Below are 17,875 nucleotides of genomic sequence, written 5' to 3' on the forward strand. Positions count from 1 at the left end.
TTATGATGACAACACATAAACTTGAAAAGCTACCTTTTTACACCTTACTTATTTTTATTGTTGCTGGATCTATTGGAGCGGGGTATTTTTATACCCGTTCCTTTTTGGCGTTGTCTGCTGTGCTCTATGGAGTAACGGCCCTGTATATTTTTAATGCTAGAAAGCTTACGCTTCTACCGATCCATGGCTTCTTACTTGCATTCATTCTGTTATATTGGCTTGCAGTAGGAAGTGCAGTTGATCAAGAACAGGCTGTGCTGGAAGCGATCAAGGTCTCCTTACTCTTGCCCGTATCCTTATTATTCTCAAGTCTCTCTGGGAAAAGGCGTGATCAGATCTGGGTGACTTGGGTCTGGAGTGGCTCAGGATTAACTCTTTGGGGGCTGGTCTTTGGTTTATTTCGGGAGGGACGGCTGGAATCGACGCTGGGATATGCGAATGTTTTTGCTGTGATTGTTGCGGCGGGAATGGCAGCAGGCTGGCGTGCTTTTATGCGCTCAAATCAAAAAAAGTATGTTGTGCTGTGTTTAATACAGCTATGTGGATTATTATTGTCGGGCTCTAGAGCGGTACTGATCCTGGTTGTGATGGGGGCCACCGCCTTTGTATGCATAAATAGGAAGAACAAACCTACAGCGCTGTTAGGTGGTGGAGCGCTAATCGTTCTAATCCTGGTGATTGTTGCGGGAATGATCATGAACAGCGGTGGAAGCGTCCGAGAAATGACTTGGAATGCTTCGGAGTTTGAGTTACGCCGTATTTATTGGTCAGATGCTTTTCAGTTATGGAAAGAGCATTGGCTGGCAGGTATTGGCGGTGGCGGTTTTGCAATTTTATACCCGTCTGTGTATGTAAAATATGTACATCAACAATTTTTGCAGGTTGCATTGGATGCCGGAGTGTTCGGGGTATTGGTGTTCATCGCTATGATTGGTTCTGCGTTAAATGTGGCAATGCGTCAAGGACGAAAAGGTGTTGAGGTAATCCTAGCATTGTTACTATTCTGTGCCCATCTGGCATTCGATATTGATCTGGCATATCCTCTCGTATTCGGGTTGTTTATTATGTTGCTGACCAGTATGGAGATGGAGGGATATAAGCAGAAGGAGTTTCAACTAAAACGATTGTTATTTGTATCTTGTGCCATATTAGGAACTTTCATTTCTTGCTGTTTGGTTTGGATGATTGTTGGATATACGCAACTTGTCAAGGGAGAATCGGCAATTTCCGAGGGCAACTGGAGTAAGGCAGAAAAAAACTTGCAATTCGCAGAAGAAATTCTTCCGTGGGCTCATGAGGTACATTATCAATTAGCGGCTTTTTATTCGCATCTAGCGAAATTGGAAGGGAACAAGGCGCACCTAGAAAGGGCTATAGAAGAACTCACAATCGCCTCCTCTATGAATCCGGACAATAGAAGGTATATAGAGATGTTGAAGAAAGTGGAGAATAGTCGATAATAGCATGGTTTATATGAAAAAATACATTGTTATTTGTTAGATTCTACCTTAATATAGGGAAGTATTTCCAACACATACATATTTAAAATAGGAGGAGTTTATCTGCGAAACACCATTCGCAAAATTAGCGCTTCACTAGCAGTTCTAATGCTGCTAACCTTAACGGCCCCGGTATTGACCTATGCTGCTAGTATGCTGAAAGTGTACTATAACGCAACAACAGGTGAAATTTCCGGGGTTATTTACTCTGATCAGAAGGACATTGATTTAGTTCTGGATCAAGGAGGAGAGAAATATCAAGTACCTTCGTCGGTACTCGGAGAGGTATATCATTCCGCAAGTAACAATCTATATTGGGCTGATGTTAAAGGAACTATTGCTCCAGGTCTACAGCCAGGGAATGCCATCGTTACGGCGGGGGATACAAAAGATTTTGCTGCAAGTGTGACGGGTGATGTGTATTCGTTTGCAGATGAACCATTGCCTCCAATTATTCAGTCTTGGGGTTCATGGATTAATATTGATAAAAGCTCAGCGGATGTCCATATTTCTTGGGAAAAACCAAACAGTATAGGAATCTTATTTTACAATGTTTATAGCAAAGATAAGCTGATTGCAACGACTAAAGAGACATATGTTACGATTCCCGATCTACCTTATCATTCCATGCAAGAATTCAAGGTTACTACAGTAGATTTGTTGGACCGAGAGTCTGCTTATTCCACGCCCCGTACTTTACGTGTTTCAGGAGCCATGAATGAGGCTGAATTTCTTTTTAGTGGAAAAGAGGCTGGATATGCGCTTCAACCTAGTGATGAGATCGCTACCTTGAAGTTATCGGGTGATTCGCAAAATGGAACAACAAAAGGTTGGAATAGCTTACAACTTTCTTTCGGGGGTGTTTATTCAGAAGGTAAGTTTTCGCAATTAACGGTCGATAAAAATGAAGTTAATGCTTCTGATTTTGAATTGGTCGCAGATGATGGAGCTATCATTTCGGTGAATTATCTTCATAATTTTGATGGTTATTTCTTCTTTATTTTCGATGAAGAACTTAAAATGGATAAACAGTATACGTTGAGACTCAGTTTGTCGGCTTCCGGTAAAGAGATTAAGCTGCCTGATGCGAATTCTCGCAAATTCAGTGCCTATTTGTACGTGGATGTATATAACAAGAATGTTAATGAATATTCTTATGACTACAGATACTCAGCAAACAATATCGTTATAGGTGATCCATATGCTCCTGCCAAGCCTACAGAGCTAAAAGCATCTGGCGATGGTGGTTTATATGTAACATGGGAGAGTAATAAGGAAGCGGATTTGGACGGATATTTGGTATGGCTTGATGGTAAGCTGCTTACAGAGAAGCCCATTCATCAAACTAGTTATAAAATTGAGGGATTAACGAATGGCACAACATATCATGTCAACGTTGCTGCTGTAGATAAAGTCGGAAATCGCTCTTTACAAGCCTACATCTTCCCAGTTCCGTTGGCTTCTGGTAACCCTAGTGGACCTAGTAATCCAGGTAGTCCTGGTGGAGGTGGCGGTGGAACTCCAACCGTAACTGATACCACCACTACAGCTCCTGTCCTAAGTGTGGTCGACAAAGCTGGAGTCACAAAGCCTCTCAACACTGTATTAAAGAGTGAGAACAACAAGGTGACAGTTTCCGTTGCAACTGACGTTAAGCAATTATTGTTACCTGTTGCAACAGCTGTAATTAATAAAGACAATGCACTAATTGTAACAAAAGATGATGTATCACTCCAAATTCCGGGTTCGGTTTTGGAACAGCTGAAGGGTTCCATTTCAGCAGAGCAATTGAAAAATGCGAGAATCTCAGTAGGATTCACTCCGATAAGTGCTGAAGATATCGCCAAGATTACAGGAAAATCAGCGAATACTGTAATTACAGTAGCTGGTGTAGCTTATGACTTTACGTTGTCACTCCTTACGACAGACGGTAAAGAGACAAAGCTTACTCAGTTTAATGCTCCAATTACCCTGAAGTTGAAAGTGAACGAAGGTAGTAACTCGAAATTGACGGGTGTCTATTACTTGAGTGAACAAGGGGAACTACAATATATTGGTGGCCAGCTGGATAATGGCTATATAACAGTAGTTATTAGTCACTTCAGCAAATATGCCGTACTGCAATATGATAAATCGTTTAGTGATGTTCCTTCTACACATTGGGCATCTCAAGCGATCAAATCTATGGTAGCACAGCAGGTGGTAACTGGAACAAGCGACACTACCTTCTCACCGAATCAGCAGGTTACACGCGCTGAATTTGCAGCTTTTATTGCTCGTAAATTGAACTTGAAAGCCACTGTAGCAAGTCGGTTTGCTGATGTAGCTTCTTCCAAGTGGTATGCGGATGAAGTAGCAGCAGTAACTGAAGCGGGAATTGTTAGCGGCCAGTCAGAGACGAAGTTTGCGCCTGAGCGTACGATTTCCCGTCAGGAAATGGTTGTGATGTTGATGAAGGCTTATGTCTACAAGAACAACACGACCTTGAATGCAGGAGAGTCAGATCGTCCGTTTGCTGATGGTTCGGATATCGCAGAGTGGGCTAAGCCTTATGCTACTGCCGCACAGAAGCTTGGATTCTTGCAAGGAAGCAACGGCAATAAGCTCGAGCCTCATAAGAATGCTACTCGTGCTGAAGCGGTACAATTGATTTCTAAACTCTAATCTAAAAAGTTTAAAAAAAACGGCCAATGAAATGCCAGAGCAGCTTAAGCTGCCTGACCTCATTGGCCGTCTTTATGGTTTAATCTATAATTATCCTCGCAAAATCGTCTCGATTTGCTCCAGCTCTTCTGCGCTTAGCTCCGGTGCATTCAAGGAAGCGACTGCATCTTCAATCTGGCTCACCTTACTTGCGCCGATCAGAGCAGAAGTGACTTTACCTCCCCGGAGTACCCAAGACAACGCTAGCTGAGACATTTTTTGTCCACGTGCAGCAGCAATCTCGTTCAGTTTGCGAACTTTAGCGATCTTCTCTTCCGTAATGGCATCTTCGGACAGGAATACACTTGGTCCAGCAGCGCGAGAATCAGGAGCAATTCCGTTAAGATAGCGGTCGGTCAGAATGCCTCCTTGTAGTGGAGAGAACACAATCGATCCGATACCCTCCTCAGTTAATACATCCTGCAAGCCATCTTCAATCCAGCGGGACATCATGGAGTAGTTAGGTTGATGAATCAGGCATGGCGTTCCAAGTCGACGCAGAATTTGTGCCGCTTCGCGTGTCTGTTCAGGGTTGTAATTCGAAATCCCAACATACAGCGCTTTACCTTGACGTACAATAAGATCCAGCGCAGCCATAGTCTCTTCCAGTGGTGTATTCGGATCTGGACGGTGGTGATAGAAAATATCTACATAATCAAGGCCCATACGTTTCAAGCTTTGGTCTAGACTGGAGACGAGATATTTCTTGGAGCCCCATTCGCCATAAGGACCGGCCCACATATAATATCCAGCCTTAGTAGAGATGACCATTTCATCACGATAAGGAGCAAGATCCTTCTTAAGGATTCGACCAAAGCATTCTTCTGCGGAGCCAGCTGGGGGACCGTAGTTATTAGCGAGATCAAAATGAGTGATTCCAAGATCGAAAGCTCTTCTTGCCATGGCGCGACCATTTTCGAATAAGTCGTTTCCGCCAAAGTTATGCCAAAGTCCTAGCGAGATCGCCGGAAGGAGTAGACCGCTTTTTCCAGTGCGGTTATATTTCATATTGTCATATCTGGTAGCGCTTGCGTTATACATCATTATTTCCTCCTAAAAAGACTTATTTCTGATTACGTTACGTCCTTATTGTAGCGAAAGATCCCGGACAAACGTATGTCAGCAAGGAAGAAGTTTATAGCACAATGTCATTTTCGAGATGACGGATACGGTATTCTTTTGGAGAACAACCTTTCACCTTCTTGAACATTCGCGAAAAGAGTAAGGGGTCCTGATAGCCGACAGAACGCGAGATCTCACCGATAGTACAAAGGGTTTCTGTCAGAAGCTCGCATGCTTTAGCGACACGGTAATTCAATAAATACTGCTGTGGTGGCATACCAATGGTCCGTTTAAACAAGGAAGATAAATATTTGCGATCCAGCTTGAGAGAAGAAGACAGCATTTCCACCGAAATGTTCTCACAATAATGTGTATGCAAAAAGTGGAGACTTTGCTCGACGTAAATACTCTTTTGACGCGGTAAAGGTAGTACATCCGGAACAGCTGGCACCGCTTGTAGCAAGAGGGAGAAAAACTCATACATGATCGCTTTTAGCGGCAGGTCAAGACAATCCGAATTGTCGGCTCCTTCTGTCAGGCGTTCGTAGAGATTAGGCATAAGCTGTTTATCCATCGGGAAGATTGGCTGCTCAGGGGTCAAGGAGGTTTTGGATAAAATATATGATACCTGTTCTCCGGTAAAGGCTACCCAGGAATAGATCCAAGGATTGGTTAGGTCCGCTGCATAAGAAGTAACGATATGAGGGTAGGTAAGAAAAGCTTGTCCCGCTTGCAGGATATGGGTTTGTTCACCCACAGATACCTTTCCAGTTCCCTCATGAATGAAATGTATTTTGTAAACGTCACGAACTCCGGGTCCGAAAAAATGCCCAGGTAGACACTGTTCCCGCCCCCAGTAATGGAGATGCAGATCGGGATTACCTCTGAAGGGACGCTCAGAATTATAATTAAATATCGCCATGAATGCTTCAGTCTCTTTCTTTTATAGAGTTAACTAAGGATGATTGTGCCCATTTTCTTTTATTATACAGCATATTTTAGTGGGAACATTACTTGGAATGGTTTGCGAATTCTGTGATAGAAGTTTATCCCAGCTCAGTTTGGTTAAGTAAGCTATGAAGCTGAACGTATGAGCTAACTTCGATCATTAGGAGGTAATGGAGATGAATAAGAGAATAGTGGGTGTCTTTGCTGCCGAATACGAAGCTTCGAGGGCTATTGAAGAGTTGAAACGTCAAGGCTGCAGAACAGAGGACATATCGATTATCGCGAGAAATTCAGAGAGTGCGGATACGCTTAGAGATGAATCAGGAACCCAAGCGCCGGAAGGAATAGCTACTGGTGCAGCTACGGGTGGTCTGCTGGGTGGATTAACTGGGCTCTTGATGGGGATAGGCGCTTTGGCTATTCCAGGCATCGGGCCGATCATTGCAGCCGGACCGCTTGCGGCAACACTTGCTGGAGCGGCAATAGGTGCAGGCAGCGGTGGATTAGTTGGCGGTCTTATTGGACTTGGCATTCCTGAAGAGGAAGCCAAGCGTTACGATAACTACGTAGATGAAGGCCATATTCTTGTAATGGTGGATGTGGAGGGCGAGCAGAAAGAGGAAGAAGTGAAGCGGATCTTCGTACAGCATAATAGTCTGAATGCAGACCGTTTTGAGGATATTGCGAATATGAATACAGCTGAAAATCGAAATTATGATGGTAGTGTAAAGGAAAGCGATGCGCTCAGAGCCGCTGATCAACAAGAGGCGAGAAATCTAGCTCAAGCTACCGGAACCTTGGATGCTATGGATACCTTAGCTAGTGAGCGCATTAGAAATAAATAAGAGATGATTATCTATTTAGTAATAAAAACAGACTATTTCACTAGCCAAGGGTGAGCTGGTGAGATAGCCTGTTTCTTTGTGTGATGCTATAAAGAGGCAACATTCTGTCTAACGGTTAGTCCATCCGGTATTTCTTTGCCAGGCAGGAAATGAATGCTACGGATGTAGCGGATTGTTCGACTCTGTGCCCGCATGATGACCGAATGCGTCTCAGCGCGCTCTTTGCCGATAAAACGGACACCGTTCAGAAATTCACCTGAGGTTACGCCAGTGGCGGCAAAGAGTACGTCGCCTGTGCCAACCATGTCCTCCATGTATAACACTCGTGTAGGATTAGAGATTCCCATACGGACGCAGCGCTGCTGCTCAAGAGGTCCATCGGGAAGCAAACGGCCCTGCATTTCTCCACCAAGACATTTCAGTGCGGCAGCGGCAAGGACGCCTTCAGGTGCTCCGCCCGAGCCCATGTACAAATCGACATCGCTATCCGGCAGGGCTGCCGCAATAGCGCCAGCCACATCGCCGTGACCGAGTAGCTTAATCCGTACACCCGCTTCTCGAAGACTATGAATGAGCTGCTCATGCCGTTTGCGGTCAAGTACCATTACAGTTAGCTCGGAGAGGGACTTGCCACTGAAGAGGCATGCTTTCTGGAGAGTGACCTCCACAGGGTCTTCAAGACTAAGCTTCCCGGCAAGCTCAGGACCGCAAGCGAGTTTCTCCATATAAATGTCTGGAGCATGCAGCAGGCTGCCCTTATCTGCTATGGCAATCACGGATTGGGCATTGTGAAGACCACAGGCCACCACTTCAGTGCCTTCCAGAGGATCGACGGCTACATCGACAGACGGACCCTTTTGATTCCCGACTTTCTCGCCAATATAGAGCATTGGAGCATCATCCATCTCTCCTTCACCAATGACGACCGTTCCGTCGATGGAGACAGAATCAAACATGGAGCGGATGGCAGTCGTGGCTGCATCATCTGCCGCATTTTTATCTCCCCGCCCGATCCAGCGAGCTGAGGATAATGCACCTAGTTCAGTTACCCGTACAATCTCAAGAGCCAGTTCGCGATCCATTCTAATTCCCTCCAGTACATCCCATATATTTTAATCTGAATGTTAGATATAACCCATAATAATACCAGCGGTTTCTTCTATAGCTTTGTCGGTAATATCGATTACAGGACAGCCTAGCTTATTGAACAGAGAAGAGGCATATTCCATCTCCTCTGTAATCCGCTCCAGACTTGCATATTGGGAGCCAGTCGGTAACCCAAGCGCCTTCAGCCGCTCGGAGCGAATCTTCAGCATATACTCCGGCTTCATGGTTAGTCCGATCAGTCGGTTCGACGGCAAGCTTAGCAGCTCTTGCGGAGGAGCAATTTCAGGAATAATCGGATAGTTAACGACCTTTTTCCCCCGATGGGCCAAAAAGATACTAAGTGGTGTTTTCGAAGTACGGGACATCCCTAGCAGAACGATATCGGCCTTCAGCATAGCGCCGAGATCGCGGCCATCATCACAGGCAACTGTGAATTCGATAGCCTCCATACGTCGGAAGTAGTTCTCATCAAGCTGGTGCAATAAACCCGGTCGCTGTTGAGGAGCGTCGTCAAACGTATCAATGAAAGCTTGCATCATTGGACCCATAATATCGACGATACGAAGGTCAAGCCGTACAGCCTCTTCTTTAATCATTTCTCTTAGCTCCGGCTGCACCAGCGTATAGACGACAAAACCTTTATGCTGTGCGGCTTCTTCCATAAGCTTCCGGAGCTCATCTTCATTTCTAATGTTCCCGTATCTTTTGATGGTGATCTGCTGATTCTGGAATTGATGAATGACGGCCTGCACGACAGCTTCCGCCGTATCTCCTATAGAATCTGAGCAGATCGTTATTAGGTTGGAAGATTGCTCAATGCTCATGAATTCCTCCTGTTATCCTTTGGCTTCTAGTTCGAGGAGAAGTTTTACGATAGCAGTTTTCGTCAAGCGTCCTATGACATCCAGTTTCGTACCATTGTCTTCTGTGACGCTGGGAACAACTACCGGTAAACTATCTACCTCGTGAAAAATCATTTTATGTGCGGCATCAAGCACCGTCTCATCCGGTGAAGTTGTGACTACTTTGGGCTGGCGTGTCATGACCATGCTTACGGGCATGGAGACAGCACCCGGATTGCCAAGGGTTACTTTCAGGAAATCCTTACGTGAAGCAACACCGGTGAGCTTGCCCTCTTCGTCACAAATAATAAGGGTGCCAACATCCTGTAGAAATAGCGTAACTACGGCATCTTGAACCGTAGTAGTCTCACGGATAATAATAGGTACACTTTGAATCTCTTTTACCTTTGTCTCCTGCAACAAATAATTGCTTCCCAGACGATTAGATGATTTGAGTCCCGGGAAGTAACCGACTTTAGGTTTAGCATCGATATATTTGAGCATAACCAGAACAGAAAGATCGGAGCGAATCGTTGGCCGTGTTAAATTCAGACATTCGGCAATCTGTTCGCCGGTAATCGGAGCTCTTTTGTTCACAATATCAATGATTTCTAGTTGACGTGATGTCAGTTCGATCGCAATTCCCTCCACTTCAGATAAAAAGGCATTCCTCTTTAGAAAAGAAGCGCCGTTAAGCGAATCCTCCTTTCATATATGAGTCATATATAGATGTTTTTAATTTAACTTGGTTATATAATACGCAATAGTGGTCATAAATGCAATATATAGTACGTCATATATTCATTTTTTTTGACGCAGATGTACGGACCCTACGCTTTAACATTAATTGTTTCAAGGCATCAGCATTGACCAGGATGGTCCCAGCAATGATAGTGAATACACCGAGGATCGTAACCCAATTCACGGCTTCATGATAAAAGAAAAAGCCAACCCCTACGGCAATTGGTGGAGAGATATAGAGCCAGGTAGAGGGAAACACAGGATTTGTCTTAGCGACGAGCCAGTAGAACAACGAATGACCGACCATCGAGCCGATTACGATTAGATAGAGCAGTGAACCTGCGGTCTCGTAAGAGAACAGAAACTCAGGATGTACATTTTCGGTGGCTAAGGAAAGAATGAATAACAGCACTCCACCATACATCATTTGGGCTGCATTTAGTGCGATTGGAGAGACCTCGGGCATACTATTGATTACTTTTTTAGAATAAATCGCACCTACTGCGTAACAGCATTCCCCAATGAGGACAGCTGCGCAGCCGATGAGCCATAACGGTGAAATATCAACGACAAGATTAGGAAGAACGAGCAGCAGTACGCCAGTCAACCCGATGATACAACCATATAGTGAGATGGCAGGTGCTTTTTGACGAAGAATAGAAGTTTGGAGCAACAGAATCATGATCGGACCCGTGGCAGAGAGTACAGCTGCTAACCCGGAAGATACATATTGTTCAGCCCAGTAGAGACCTGCAAAGGTGCCAAAGGTTAACGCAGATCCGGTGAAGAGCATTTCTTTACGCAGGAGCAGGGAGAAGCTAGCTTTTCGTTTCCAGACCATCCATAGAAATAGAACAGCGCCTGCAACAAAAAATCGCAAGCCTGCTGAAAAGAAGGGCGGCGCACCGGCATCCACACCGATTTTGATAGCTAGAAAGGTCGTGCCGAAGATCAGACATACAAGTGCATAAGCGAATAAGATCATTTTGAAAGTCCCCTTTAGTGTGTGTATATAACGATCCTTGAATCAGTTCGTTAATCATATAGCGGAGAACACAGAACAGATGATGTTGAGTAGAACAGATGACTTCGAAAATCGTGTACAATACTGTAAATAGGAGTTGTTCGGAGAGGAGTTGCAGTGAGGTGAAAAAGTCAGCGAGCGTGGAGAATAATCATCCCTTGTTTCGGCAGGTATATGAATTTCTAGTGAATCGCATGGAGCGAGGGGAGTGGGGGGCACATGATAAGCTTCCTTCTATACGGCTGCTGGCGGAGGAATTACAGGTACATCGACTGACAGTATTCAAAGCGTATAGAATGCTGACAGAGGATGGAAAAGTTTATGTAAAAGATAAATCAGGTTATTACGTATCGCCTGTTAGCTTGGTTCCTATTGTAGAAAAAGGAGCAGCAGTGACTGCCTATGCGCTCACTAATCCTCTTTCGGATATACAGAGAATGCCTGCTAAGTATCAGTTCTCACAGGCGCTGATTGATCCAGGTCTTTTGCCAAATCTTTTTCTATCCGACTATGTCAAAAAAGTGTTCGATTTATATCCCAAGGTCATGGGGACATACTCTTCGGTTCAGGGAGATGAGGAGTTACGGGAGACGCTTAGTCGTCATTTTCGGAAGAAGCATCGGCTACAGTTATCCTCGGAAGAGCTGCTTATTACTTCAGGTGCGCAGCAGGCGATCAATCTGATATCACGAATTGTGCTCGGGCCTATGGACACGGTGCTTGTGGAGCGACCGACCTACAGTGTGGCCATGGATATTTTTCGCCGGGAGGGGGCAAGGCTGGTTCCGGTGGAGATCACTCCGATGGGCTACGACTTGGAGGAAGTTGAAGCGCTGATGAAAAAGCATAGACCGCGCATGTTCTATATCAATCCGACTCATCATAACCCAACTGGATATACGGTGCCAGCGCAGCAACGTAAACTGTTGGTCGAGCTTGCCGAGCGTTATCGCTGTCTGTTAGTCGAAGATGATCCGTTCCGCGATATGTATTTTGAAGAGGAGCCCCCGCCGCCCTTTTTTGCTTACGATACCGAAGGTTGGGTGATCTATATTAGCAGCTTCAGTAAATATGTAGCCCCAGGCTTACGGATCTGTGGGGTGGCTTGTCGCTATCCGTTTATGGAGCGCTTGATCACGGCCAAATCACTCGCGGACAATGGTACTCCGCTGCTTAACCAGAAGATATTCCTACATTACTACACGTCATCACGTTTGCAACAGCATCTCGGTAAGCTACGCATTGCACTTCAGGTGCATAAGGAGATTGTAGAGGAGGAGCTGGCTGGGACTGGGTGGGAGTGGACGCCTCCGCAAGGGGGCTTGAATTTATGGGTGAAGCTGCCGGACCATCTTTCGGCGGATCGACTGTTTGCCTCAAGTATGGCCCAGTCGATTGCTTTTGTGCCAGGAGAGTTGTTTGATCCTCTTGGTGAGATGAAGTCGAGGATTCGAATAAGTTACTCTTTTGCAAGCGAAGGGGTGCTACGTGAGGGGATTCAGCGGATGATTGCAATTGCGCGGGGGTTATGAGTAGGTACAGTAGACATGAGGAACTAATGAAGACTATTTAGGATGGAAGAGATTAGACTTGTATAACTTGTTTGGAAATTGTTGTAACACTTTCTTCTTCTGTTCCGTCTGTAGAGTAAAGAAGGAGGTTATTATGATGTTTAAGGCTAAGTTACGCAGTCCACTTATGATGTTCCTAAGTATAACGTTAATATTTATGGCCTTGCTGACGGTGCGTCCCTCCGTTACTTATGCGTGTTCCTGTGTTGTACCTGCGGAGCCACTTGAGGCGCTGGAGTCAAGTTCAGCCGTCTTTACTGGGAAAGTAGTGGACAAAAAGGAGCCAAAGGGGACTATAATCTCATCTGCGGATCCAGTAAAAGTAACCTTTGAAGTCGATTCCAGCTGGAAAGGAATTAAGGGGAATAAAGTTACCTTGAGTACTGCTTTATCGTCTGCCAGCTGTGGGTTTGAATTCGTGGAAGGGGAAAGTTATATCGTCTATGCGTATGCTAATGACGAAGATGACTCTGGTAAATTAGAGGCCAGTTTATGCAGCCGAACGAAGCTGCTTGCCTCGGCATCAGAGGATCTGAAGGAGCTTGGACCTAGTATATCGGCAGGTACTCCTACAGCTTCTCCGGAGGTAACATCAAACCATTCGCCGAAATCCGAAACTGGGAATAATGGGGCGACTGAAGTTGAGGGGAAACCAGCTGCGGAGAGTGACTCTTTTCCACTTGTGAATGTAGGGATCAGTGGAATCATTATCGTTTTGATAGCGATAGCTGGCGCTGTACTCTACCGTCGTAGAGATGGTGGAACGCGTAAGAAATAACGCTTTAACTGTAGGTTCACGTTATGTCGTGATGAAATAAGCGGTCGCCCGGGAGTTGTTTGGGCGACCGCTTATTTGTTTGAGCTGACCTTAAATAGGTGGTGGGCGGTGTTGGTACTGGTGCTTAAGTATAGCTCGGGTCATCAAAACTCGAAGTAAGTGAAATCCTTCTTAAAATTGTCGTGGTTTACTCGATATTATCGATAATTAGGGAGAATCTCCCTGATTTAATCGTATTTTTCTCTATATGATCGATAATTGGGGAATTCCTCCCTAAAATTCTGCGGAAATGCCCTATTTTTCCTATAATCGACTAATTATTAGGGAGAATTTCCGCAAAAAGTTTAATTTGCGCTTATAAAGTTCGAATTTGGGGAAGAATTTCCCTAATTATGAGTTCAAGGAGGGCAGAATTTTGTGAAATACGGTGAACATTAGATGTTGTAAGGTGAGACAAAGTAAATTTAGCTAATGTAAGTTGAAATCAGTTAAAGTTCGCTGCTGTAAGATGAATTCATGCTACAAGCTTCGTCACACCCACCCGAATAACCGAGCAAGCTGAGCGACAGCAAACGTAACACCAATGGCGATGCCAAGCGGGATGACTGCTGAGAGAACAGCCCACTTCATGCTTTTCGTCTCCTTATAGATGTTCACGAGTGTAGTGCCGCAAGGATAGTGGAGCAGGGAGAACAACATCATATTAAGTGCGGTCAGCCAAGTCCAGCCATGTGATAAAAAGACATCTTTGATGCTGCCCAAGCTATCGATATCGACCATAGCACCTGAGGACATATAGCCCATAAGCAGAATGGGCAGTACGATTTCATTCGCAGGAAGTCCAAGAATAAACGCCATAATGATAAAGCCATCCATGCCGAGCATGTGTGCAAAAGGATCGAAGAATGCAGCCATATGATTCAGGACAGAATCTCCACCAACAAACAGGTTGCCAAGAATCCAAGTGATAATACCGGCAGGGGCAGCAACGACGATGGCACGAGTAAGTACATTAAGGGACTTATCTTTAGAGGAAATAAGTATGGTCTTCCAAATTTGTGGACGACGATAGGGCGGGAGCTCTAGTGTGTAATGTGTTGGAACACCGCGTAGCGCAGTTTTGGACATGACCCAGGAAACCGTCAGGGTAACGATGATGCCGATCAGCACCATCCCCATAAGTACGGAGGCGGTGGTGAGGGTACGGAGTGCGCCTGTCGTAGCCGCTCCTGCCATGAATAAGGAAGACAATAGAATTAATGTCGGCCAGCGGCCGTTACATGGAACGAAATTGTTAGTCAAAATCGCGAGCATCCGTTCACGCGGCGATTCGATGATTCGGGTGGAGAGGATCGCGGCGGCATTACAGCCGAAACCCATAGACATGGTCAAAGCTTGCTTGCCGTGACCACCTGATTTTTTGAACAACCGATCCATGTTAAAAGCAACTCTCGGCAGATACCCGAAATTCTCAAGCAGCGCAAACACTGGGAAAAATATCATCATTGGCGGCAGCATGACGCTGATGACCCAAGAGGTTCCTCGATATAATCCCAGAACAAGTACACCGTGTAGCCAAGCGGGGGCATGGATCGCCTCAAATCCGGCAGTGAGATAACCTTCGATGAAGCCGAAGAAGGAAGCAAGCCAGCTTGAAGGATAGTTGGCGCCGGCAATCGTAATCCAGAATACGATACCGAGGATGGCGAGCATAATGGGGAATCCCCATATTTTTGAAGTTACGATATTATCTAGCTTATAAGTGCTGTTCAGCTTCTTCTTATCCTTATAGGTGACTGCATCCCCGCAGATGCCTGCGGATACGCCATAGATACCACTGACAATCTCATCCCGTATCGCTCCGCCGTCAGCGAGCTTTTTCGCGGTGGACAGCAAGGAATCTAGAGGATCTAATCCCTTAGTGATATGCGGTGATTCCATGACCGATGACCTCCTTTACTTCAGGTAATTCTTTATCCTTCATATTCTCTTTAAGTGAGGTAAGAAGGCTGTCATCACCATCTAACAGGCGCAGTGCAATCCAGCGGGCCGGGTATTTGCTGCCAATGGTTTGTTCTACCAGCGGTGTAAGCTCTGCAATTCCTCGTTCAATCTCCTCGTTGTACGTAATACGCAGTGGCTGTGCAGTGAATGCGCCTGTAGCCACTCGCTCCACCTGATCCAATAAAGCCTCAATACCGATTTTATTGCGAGCCGATATCGCTACAACAGGCACGCCGAGACGTTTGGAAATACGTTTCAGATTGATGTCGATACCGAGTTTACGGGCTTCATCGATGAGGTTGATGCAGACTACAGCCCGCCCGGTAATCTCCAGCACTTGCAAGGCAAGGTTGAGATTTCGTTCTAGTGAGGTAGCGTCAAGAACAACTAGTGTCACATCTGGCTGTTCAAAAATAATATAATCTCTAGCCGCTTCTTCATCAGCAGAATTCGAGTACAGCGAATACGTACCAGGAAGATCTACTGCGAGGTACGTATGGTCCTTATGCTTAAACTCGCCTTCAGCAGTAATGACGGTTTTACCTGCCCAGTTTCCTGTATGCTGGCGCATGCCGGTCAGCAGATTGAAAAGCGTGCTTTTGCCAGTGTTAGGATTGCCTGCAAAAGCGACTGTGAAATGACTCATGCTTCTACACCTCCGATGACTTCTCCAAATATTAAAGAGCTTTCTTCTCTACGTAATGCAATGGTCGTGTTGCTTACCCGAAAAGCTATAGGATCTCCTAAGGGACTACGCCGTAACACCTCAACGGCATTACCGACTACAAACCCGAGATCCAGTAATCTTCTTCTAAGCACACCCTGAACTTCAATGCCGCTGATACGCAGTGTGCTTCCTTTAGCCGCTTCTGATAAAGGAATACTAGCTCCAGACATTAGATCCCCTTCTTTCATTTATTAATATTTGTATTTTTATGGTTATTATTTTGTGCGTTGGAATTTTTCTTGTGGTCTGACACAATATTAGTATATGTGAACAACTTTGTCCCTGCAACAAGAATGTTTCCCTAAGGCAAAATTAATTTAGGCGCAAAAAAGCCCCTAACGGAAAGAAGGCTTGCGCTCTCCAGCCGAGGGGCTAAGGTTGAGTCTACTTATAGGCTTGTCTTTAATTGGGATAGTCTAATCCAAGTTTTTATTAGCCGTGAAGTTACGTCCAGCTTCCAAAATCAAGCGTGCGTCCAGTCTCTACTAAAGTCTTGGTATTACTTAGAACCTGCCACCAAGCGCTGATGCTGCCTGCATACGAAGGATCTTCAGGATGCCATTCATCATGGATAAGCGTGAGCTTAGTAGTTCCGCCCACCGGTTCAAGCAGCCAAGAAATACGCGACTCATATCTTTCATGTCCTTTATGATAGGAGGGGCCGACCTTATGCGTGAAACGCAGTGCTTTTTGTGGGGTGAACTCCAGCAGAGTCCCATAGACATGCAGCGTTTCATCTCCATCTGCACCCGGTCCGATGTATTCCAGTAATTCTCCTTCTTTGAAGGTTGAACGAATAACGCTGCCGTAATAAATCTGCTTCGTAGCTTCCGGAGAGATTAAGGTTTCCCATACCTGCTCAGGTGTTCCGCCAATATAAAATTCATAGTGTAGTTCCTTCATTCGTTATTCCTCCTTGATTTATAGGTTCATTTATTCCCTCAGACTCATTTACACTATACAAAAGGATCACTGACAACTACGGTCAGTGATCCTAAAGTAATTTATGTCTTATAATGAGCTGCTAAATTGGAGGCTATGGAGGCTAGTCTTTCTCTTAGTGAGGAAGGCTCCATGATGCGTAATGTGGTTCCATAAGGCAACAAGAAATAGGGTGCATAAGTCAGTAAAGAAGTTTCGTCCACTTGAAAGCGGGCTTGTCCTTCCATGCGCTGTACCAGCGTATGTCCGAACAACCAATGACTGCATAGATCATTCAAGACTCCCTCGTCGGATGCGATGACTACTGTAACTAGTTTCTCTTCAGTATTACGTGCAGGTAGTAAGCTCTTTAACAAAAAATCACGTGCAGAGAAGTCAGCAGGACGAGCGAACACAGTTTCTGTACGGTGCAGTTCAATGATTCTATCCACCCTGAAACTACGAATTTCATGTCGCTCGTGGCAGTAAGCTACGGTGTACCATTGGCCCTTCCAGAGTACAAGTCCGTAAGGATCAATGGCACGGGATGATTTGGTTTCTCCATTACCCTTACGATATTCCATTTGTAGGGTGTATCCATTCGCTGTCCCCAATTCCAATTCCTGAATCAGGTGGCTAAGTGACGGGGAAGGAGAATGGATCGTCTCAATGCCATTCTCATGGCGCTCCATTTGTTCTAATTGCTGGGTATTGCTATATCTTTTTAGCTTGGATAGGGCTCGGTCCAGAGCTTCAACATAAGGATATCCGGTCCCCCTGGCAAAAGAAGAAGCTTGTAGAAGGGCACGCTGCTCTTCGGAGTCAAAGAATAATGGAGCCTCAATAAAATGCTCTGGTAAGCTGTAACCGCCACCAGGCCCGCTATCCGCAATAACGGGTACACCACTGATGCATAACGCATCGATGTATCTGTACACAGACCGAACACTGATCTCTAACGCTTCTGCTAGTTCTCCGGCGGTTCTTCCCCGCTGCTTGAGCATCCAAAGAATGGATAACATATGATCAGCCTTGGACATAAATCTGGAGCCTCCTTGCTGCAGAAATTAGTAGTTCAACTATAGCAAAATGCTCATAGATCA

16 protein-coding genes are annotated in these 17,875 nt (G+C 45.4%); 5 read left to right on the forward strand and 11 right to left on the reverse strand.

The window, feature by feature from the left end; genetic code table 11:
• Nucleotides 1-2: 2 nt before the first annotated feature.
• A complete protein-coding gene (locus MKY99_RS05370; protein ID WP_339269144.1) occupies nt 3-1,460 on the forward strand; it encodes an O-antigen ligase family protein in 1,458 nt (485 codons plus the stop codon).
• 147 nt (nt 1,461-1,607) lie between these two features.
• Nucleotides 1,608-4,163 (forward strand): S-layer homology domain-containing protein, encoded by a 2,556-nt coding sequence (locus MKY99_RS05375; RefSeq protein WP_339269145.1) that lies wholly within the window; start codon nt 1,608-1,610, stop codon nt 4,161-4,163.
• 90 nt (nt 4,164-4,253) lie between these two features.
• Here MKY99_RS05375 and MKY99_RS05380 read toward each other — a convergent pair whose 3' ends face one another.
• Nucleotides 4,254-5,246, reverse strand: a complete 993-nt coding sequence (locus MKY99_RS05380) for an aldo/keto reductase (protein WP_339269146.1) — start codon at nt 5,244-5,246, stop codon at nt 4,254-4,256.
• Nucleotides 5,247-5,337: 91 nt separating this feature from the next.
• A complete protein-coding gene (locus MKY99_RS05385) occupies nt 5,338-6,186 on the reverse strand; it encodes an AraC family ligand binding domain-containing protein (protein ID WP_339269148.1) in 849 nt (282 codons plus the stop codon).
• A gap of 202 nt (nt 6,187-6,388) precedes the next feature.
• Between MKY99_RS05385 and MKY99_RS05390 the strand changes: the two genes are divergently transcribed.
• Nucleotides 6,389-7,057 (forward strand): general stress protein, encoded by a 669-nt coding sequence (locus tag MKY99_RS05390; protein WP_339269149.1) that lies wholly within the window; start codon nt 6,389-6,391, stop codon nt 7,055-7,057.
• An 86-nt stretch (nt 7,058-7,143) separates the two neighbouring features.
• Here the strand turns inward: MKY99_RS05390 and glpX are convergent, their stop codons facing one another.
• From glpX to MKY99_RS05410, 4 genes are all read right to left on the reverse strand, one after another.
• Nucleotides 7,144-8,139: a class II fructose-bisphosphatase gene (gene glpX, locus MKY99_RS05395; RefSeq protein WP_076283979.1), complete on the reverse strand. Its 996-nt coding sequence runs from the start codon at nt 8,137-8,139 to the stop codon at nt 7,144-7,146.
• Between the two features lie 42 nt (nt 8,140-8,181).
• Nucleotides 8,182-8,982, reverse strand: coding sequence for a pyruvate, water dikinase regulatory protein (locus MKY99_RS05400; protein WP_339271508.1), 801 nt, complete (start codon nt 8,980-8,982; stop codon nt 8,182-8,184).
• 18 nt (nt 8,983-9,000) lie between these two features.
• Nucleotides 9,001-9,657 carry a helix-turn-helix transcriptional regulator gene (locus tag MKY99_RS05405; protein WP_149646549.1) on the reverse strand — a complete coding sequence of 219 codons (657 nt, stop codon included), beginning with the start codon at nt 9,655-9,657 and terminating at the stop codon, nt 9,001-9,003.
• Nucleotides 9,658-9,799: 142 nt separating this feature from the next.
• Nucleotides 9,800-10,732, reverse strand: a complete 933-nt coding sequence (locus tag MKY99_RS05410; RefSeq protein WP_339269152.1) for an EamA family transporter — start codon at nt 10,730-10,732, stop codon at nt 9,800-9,802.
• 161 nt (nt 10,733-10,893) lie between these two features.
• Here MKY99_RS05410 and MKY99_RS05415 point away from each other — a divergent pair, with 161 nt between their 5' ends.
• Both MKY99_RS05415 and MKY99_RS05420 read left to right on the forward strand, forming a co-directional pair.
• Nucleotides 10,894-12,303, forward strand: coding sequence for a PLP-dependent aminotransferase family protein (locus tag MKY99_RS05415; protein ID WP_339269154.1), 1,410 nt, complete (start codon nt 10,894-10,896; stop codon nt 12,301-12,303).
• A gap of 133 nt (nt 12,304-12,436) precedes the next feature.
• Complete coding sequence (locus tag MKY99_RS05420) at nt 12,437-13,120, forward strand: hypothetical protein (RefSeq protein WP_339269156.1); 684 nt, start codon at nt 12,437-12,439, stop codon at nt 13,118-13,120.
• 531 nt (nt 13,121-13,651) lie between these two features.
• Here MKY99_RS05420 and MKY99_RS05425 read toward each other — a convergent pair.
• The 5 genes from MKY99_RS05425 to MKY99_RS05445 all read right to left on the reverse strand — a co-directional run bounded on the left by MKY99_RS05425 (nt 13,652) and on the right by MKY99_RS05445 (nt 17,812).
• Nucleotides 13,652-15,061, reverse strand: a complete 1,410-nt coding sequence (locus MKY99_RS05425) for a nucleoside recognition domain-containing protein (protein WP_339269158.1) — start codon at nt 15,059-15,061, stop codon at nt 13,652-13,654.
• Nucleotides 15,039-15,770: a FeoB small GTPase domain-containing protein gene (locus MKY99_RS05430; protein WP_339269159.1), complete on the reverse strand. Its 732-nt coding sequence runs from the start codon at nt 15,768-15,770 to the stop codon at nt 15,039-15,041. The genes MKY99_RS05425 and MKY99_RS05430 overlap by 23 nt, the downstream gene beginning before the upstream one ends.
• On the reverse strand, nt 15,767-16,021 hold the full coding sequence (locus tag MKY99_RS05435) for a FeoA family protein (protein ID WP_042185387.1): 255 nt from the start codon (nt 16,019-16,021) through the stop codon (nt 15,767-15,769). The genes MKY99_RS05430 and MKY99_RS05435 overlap by 4 nt, the downstream gene beginning before the upstream one ends.
• Before the next feature lie 274 nt (nt 16,022-16,295).
• The gene (locus MKY99_RS05440) at nt 16,296-16,754 is read right to left on the reverse strand and encodes an SRPBCC domain-containing protein (RefSeq protein WP_339269162.1); all 459 of its coding nucleotides are present in this window, start codon (nt 16,752-16,754) and stop codon (nt 16,296-16,298) included.
• A 101-nt stretch (nt 16,755-16,855) separates the two neighbouring features.
• Complete coding sequence (locus MKY99_RS05445) at nt 16,856-17,812, reverse strand: YafY family protein (RefSeq protein ID WP_339269163.1); 957 nt, start codon at nt 17,810-17,812, stop codon at nt 16,856-16,858.
• Between the last annotated feature and the right edge of the window lie 63 nt (nt 17,813-17,875).

Source organism: Paenibacillus sp. FSL R5-0470 (assembly GCF_037975205.1).
Taxonomy (GTDB): domain Bacteria; phylum Bacillota; class Bacilli; order Paenibacillales; family Paenibacillaceae; genus Paenibacillus_AQ.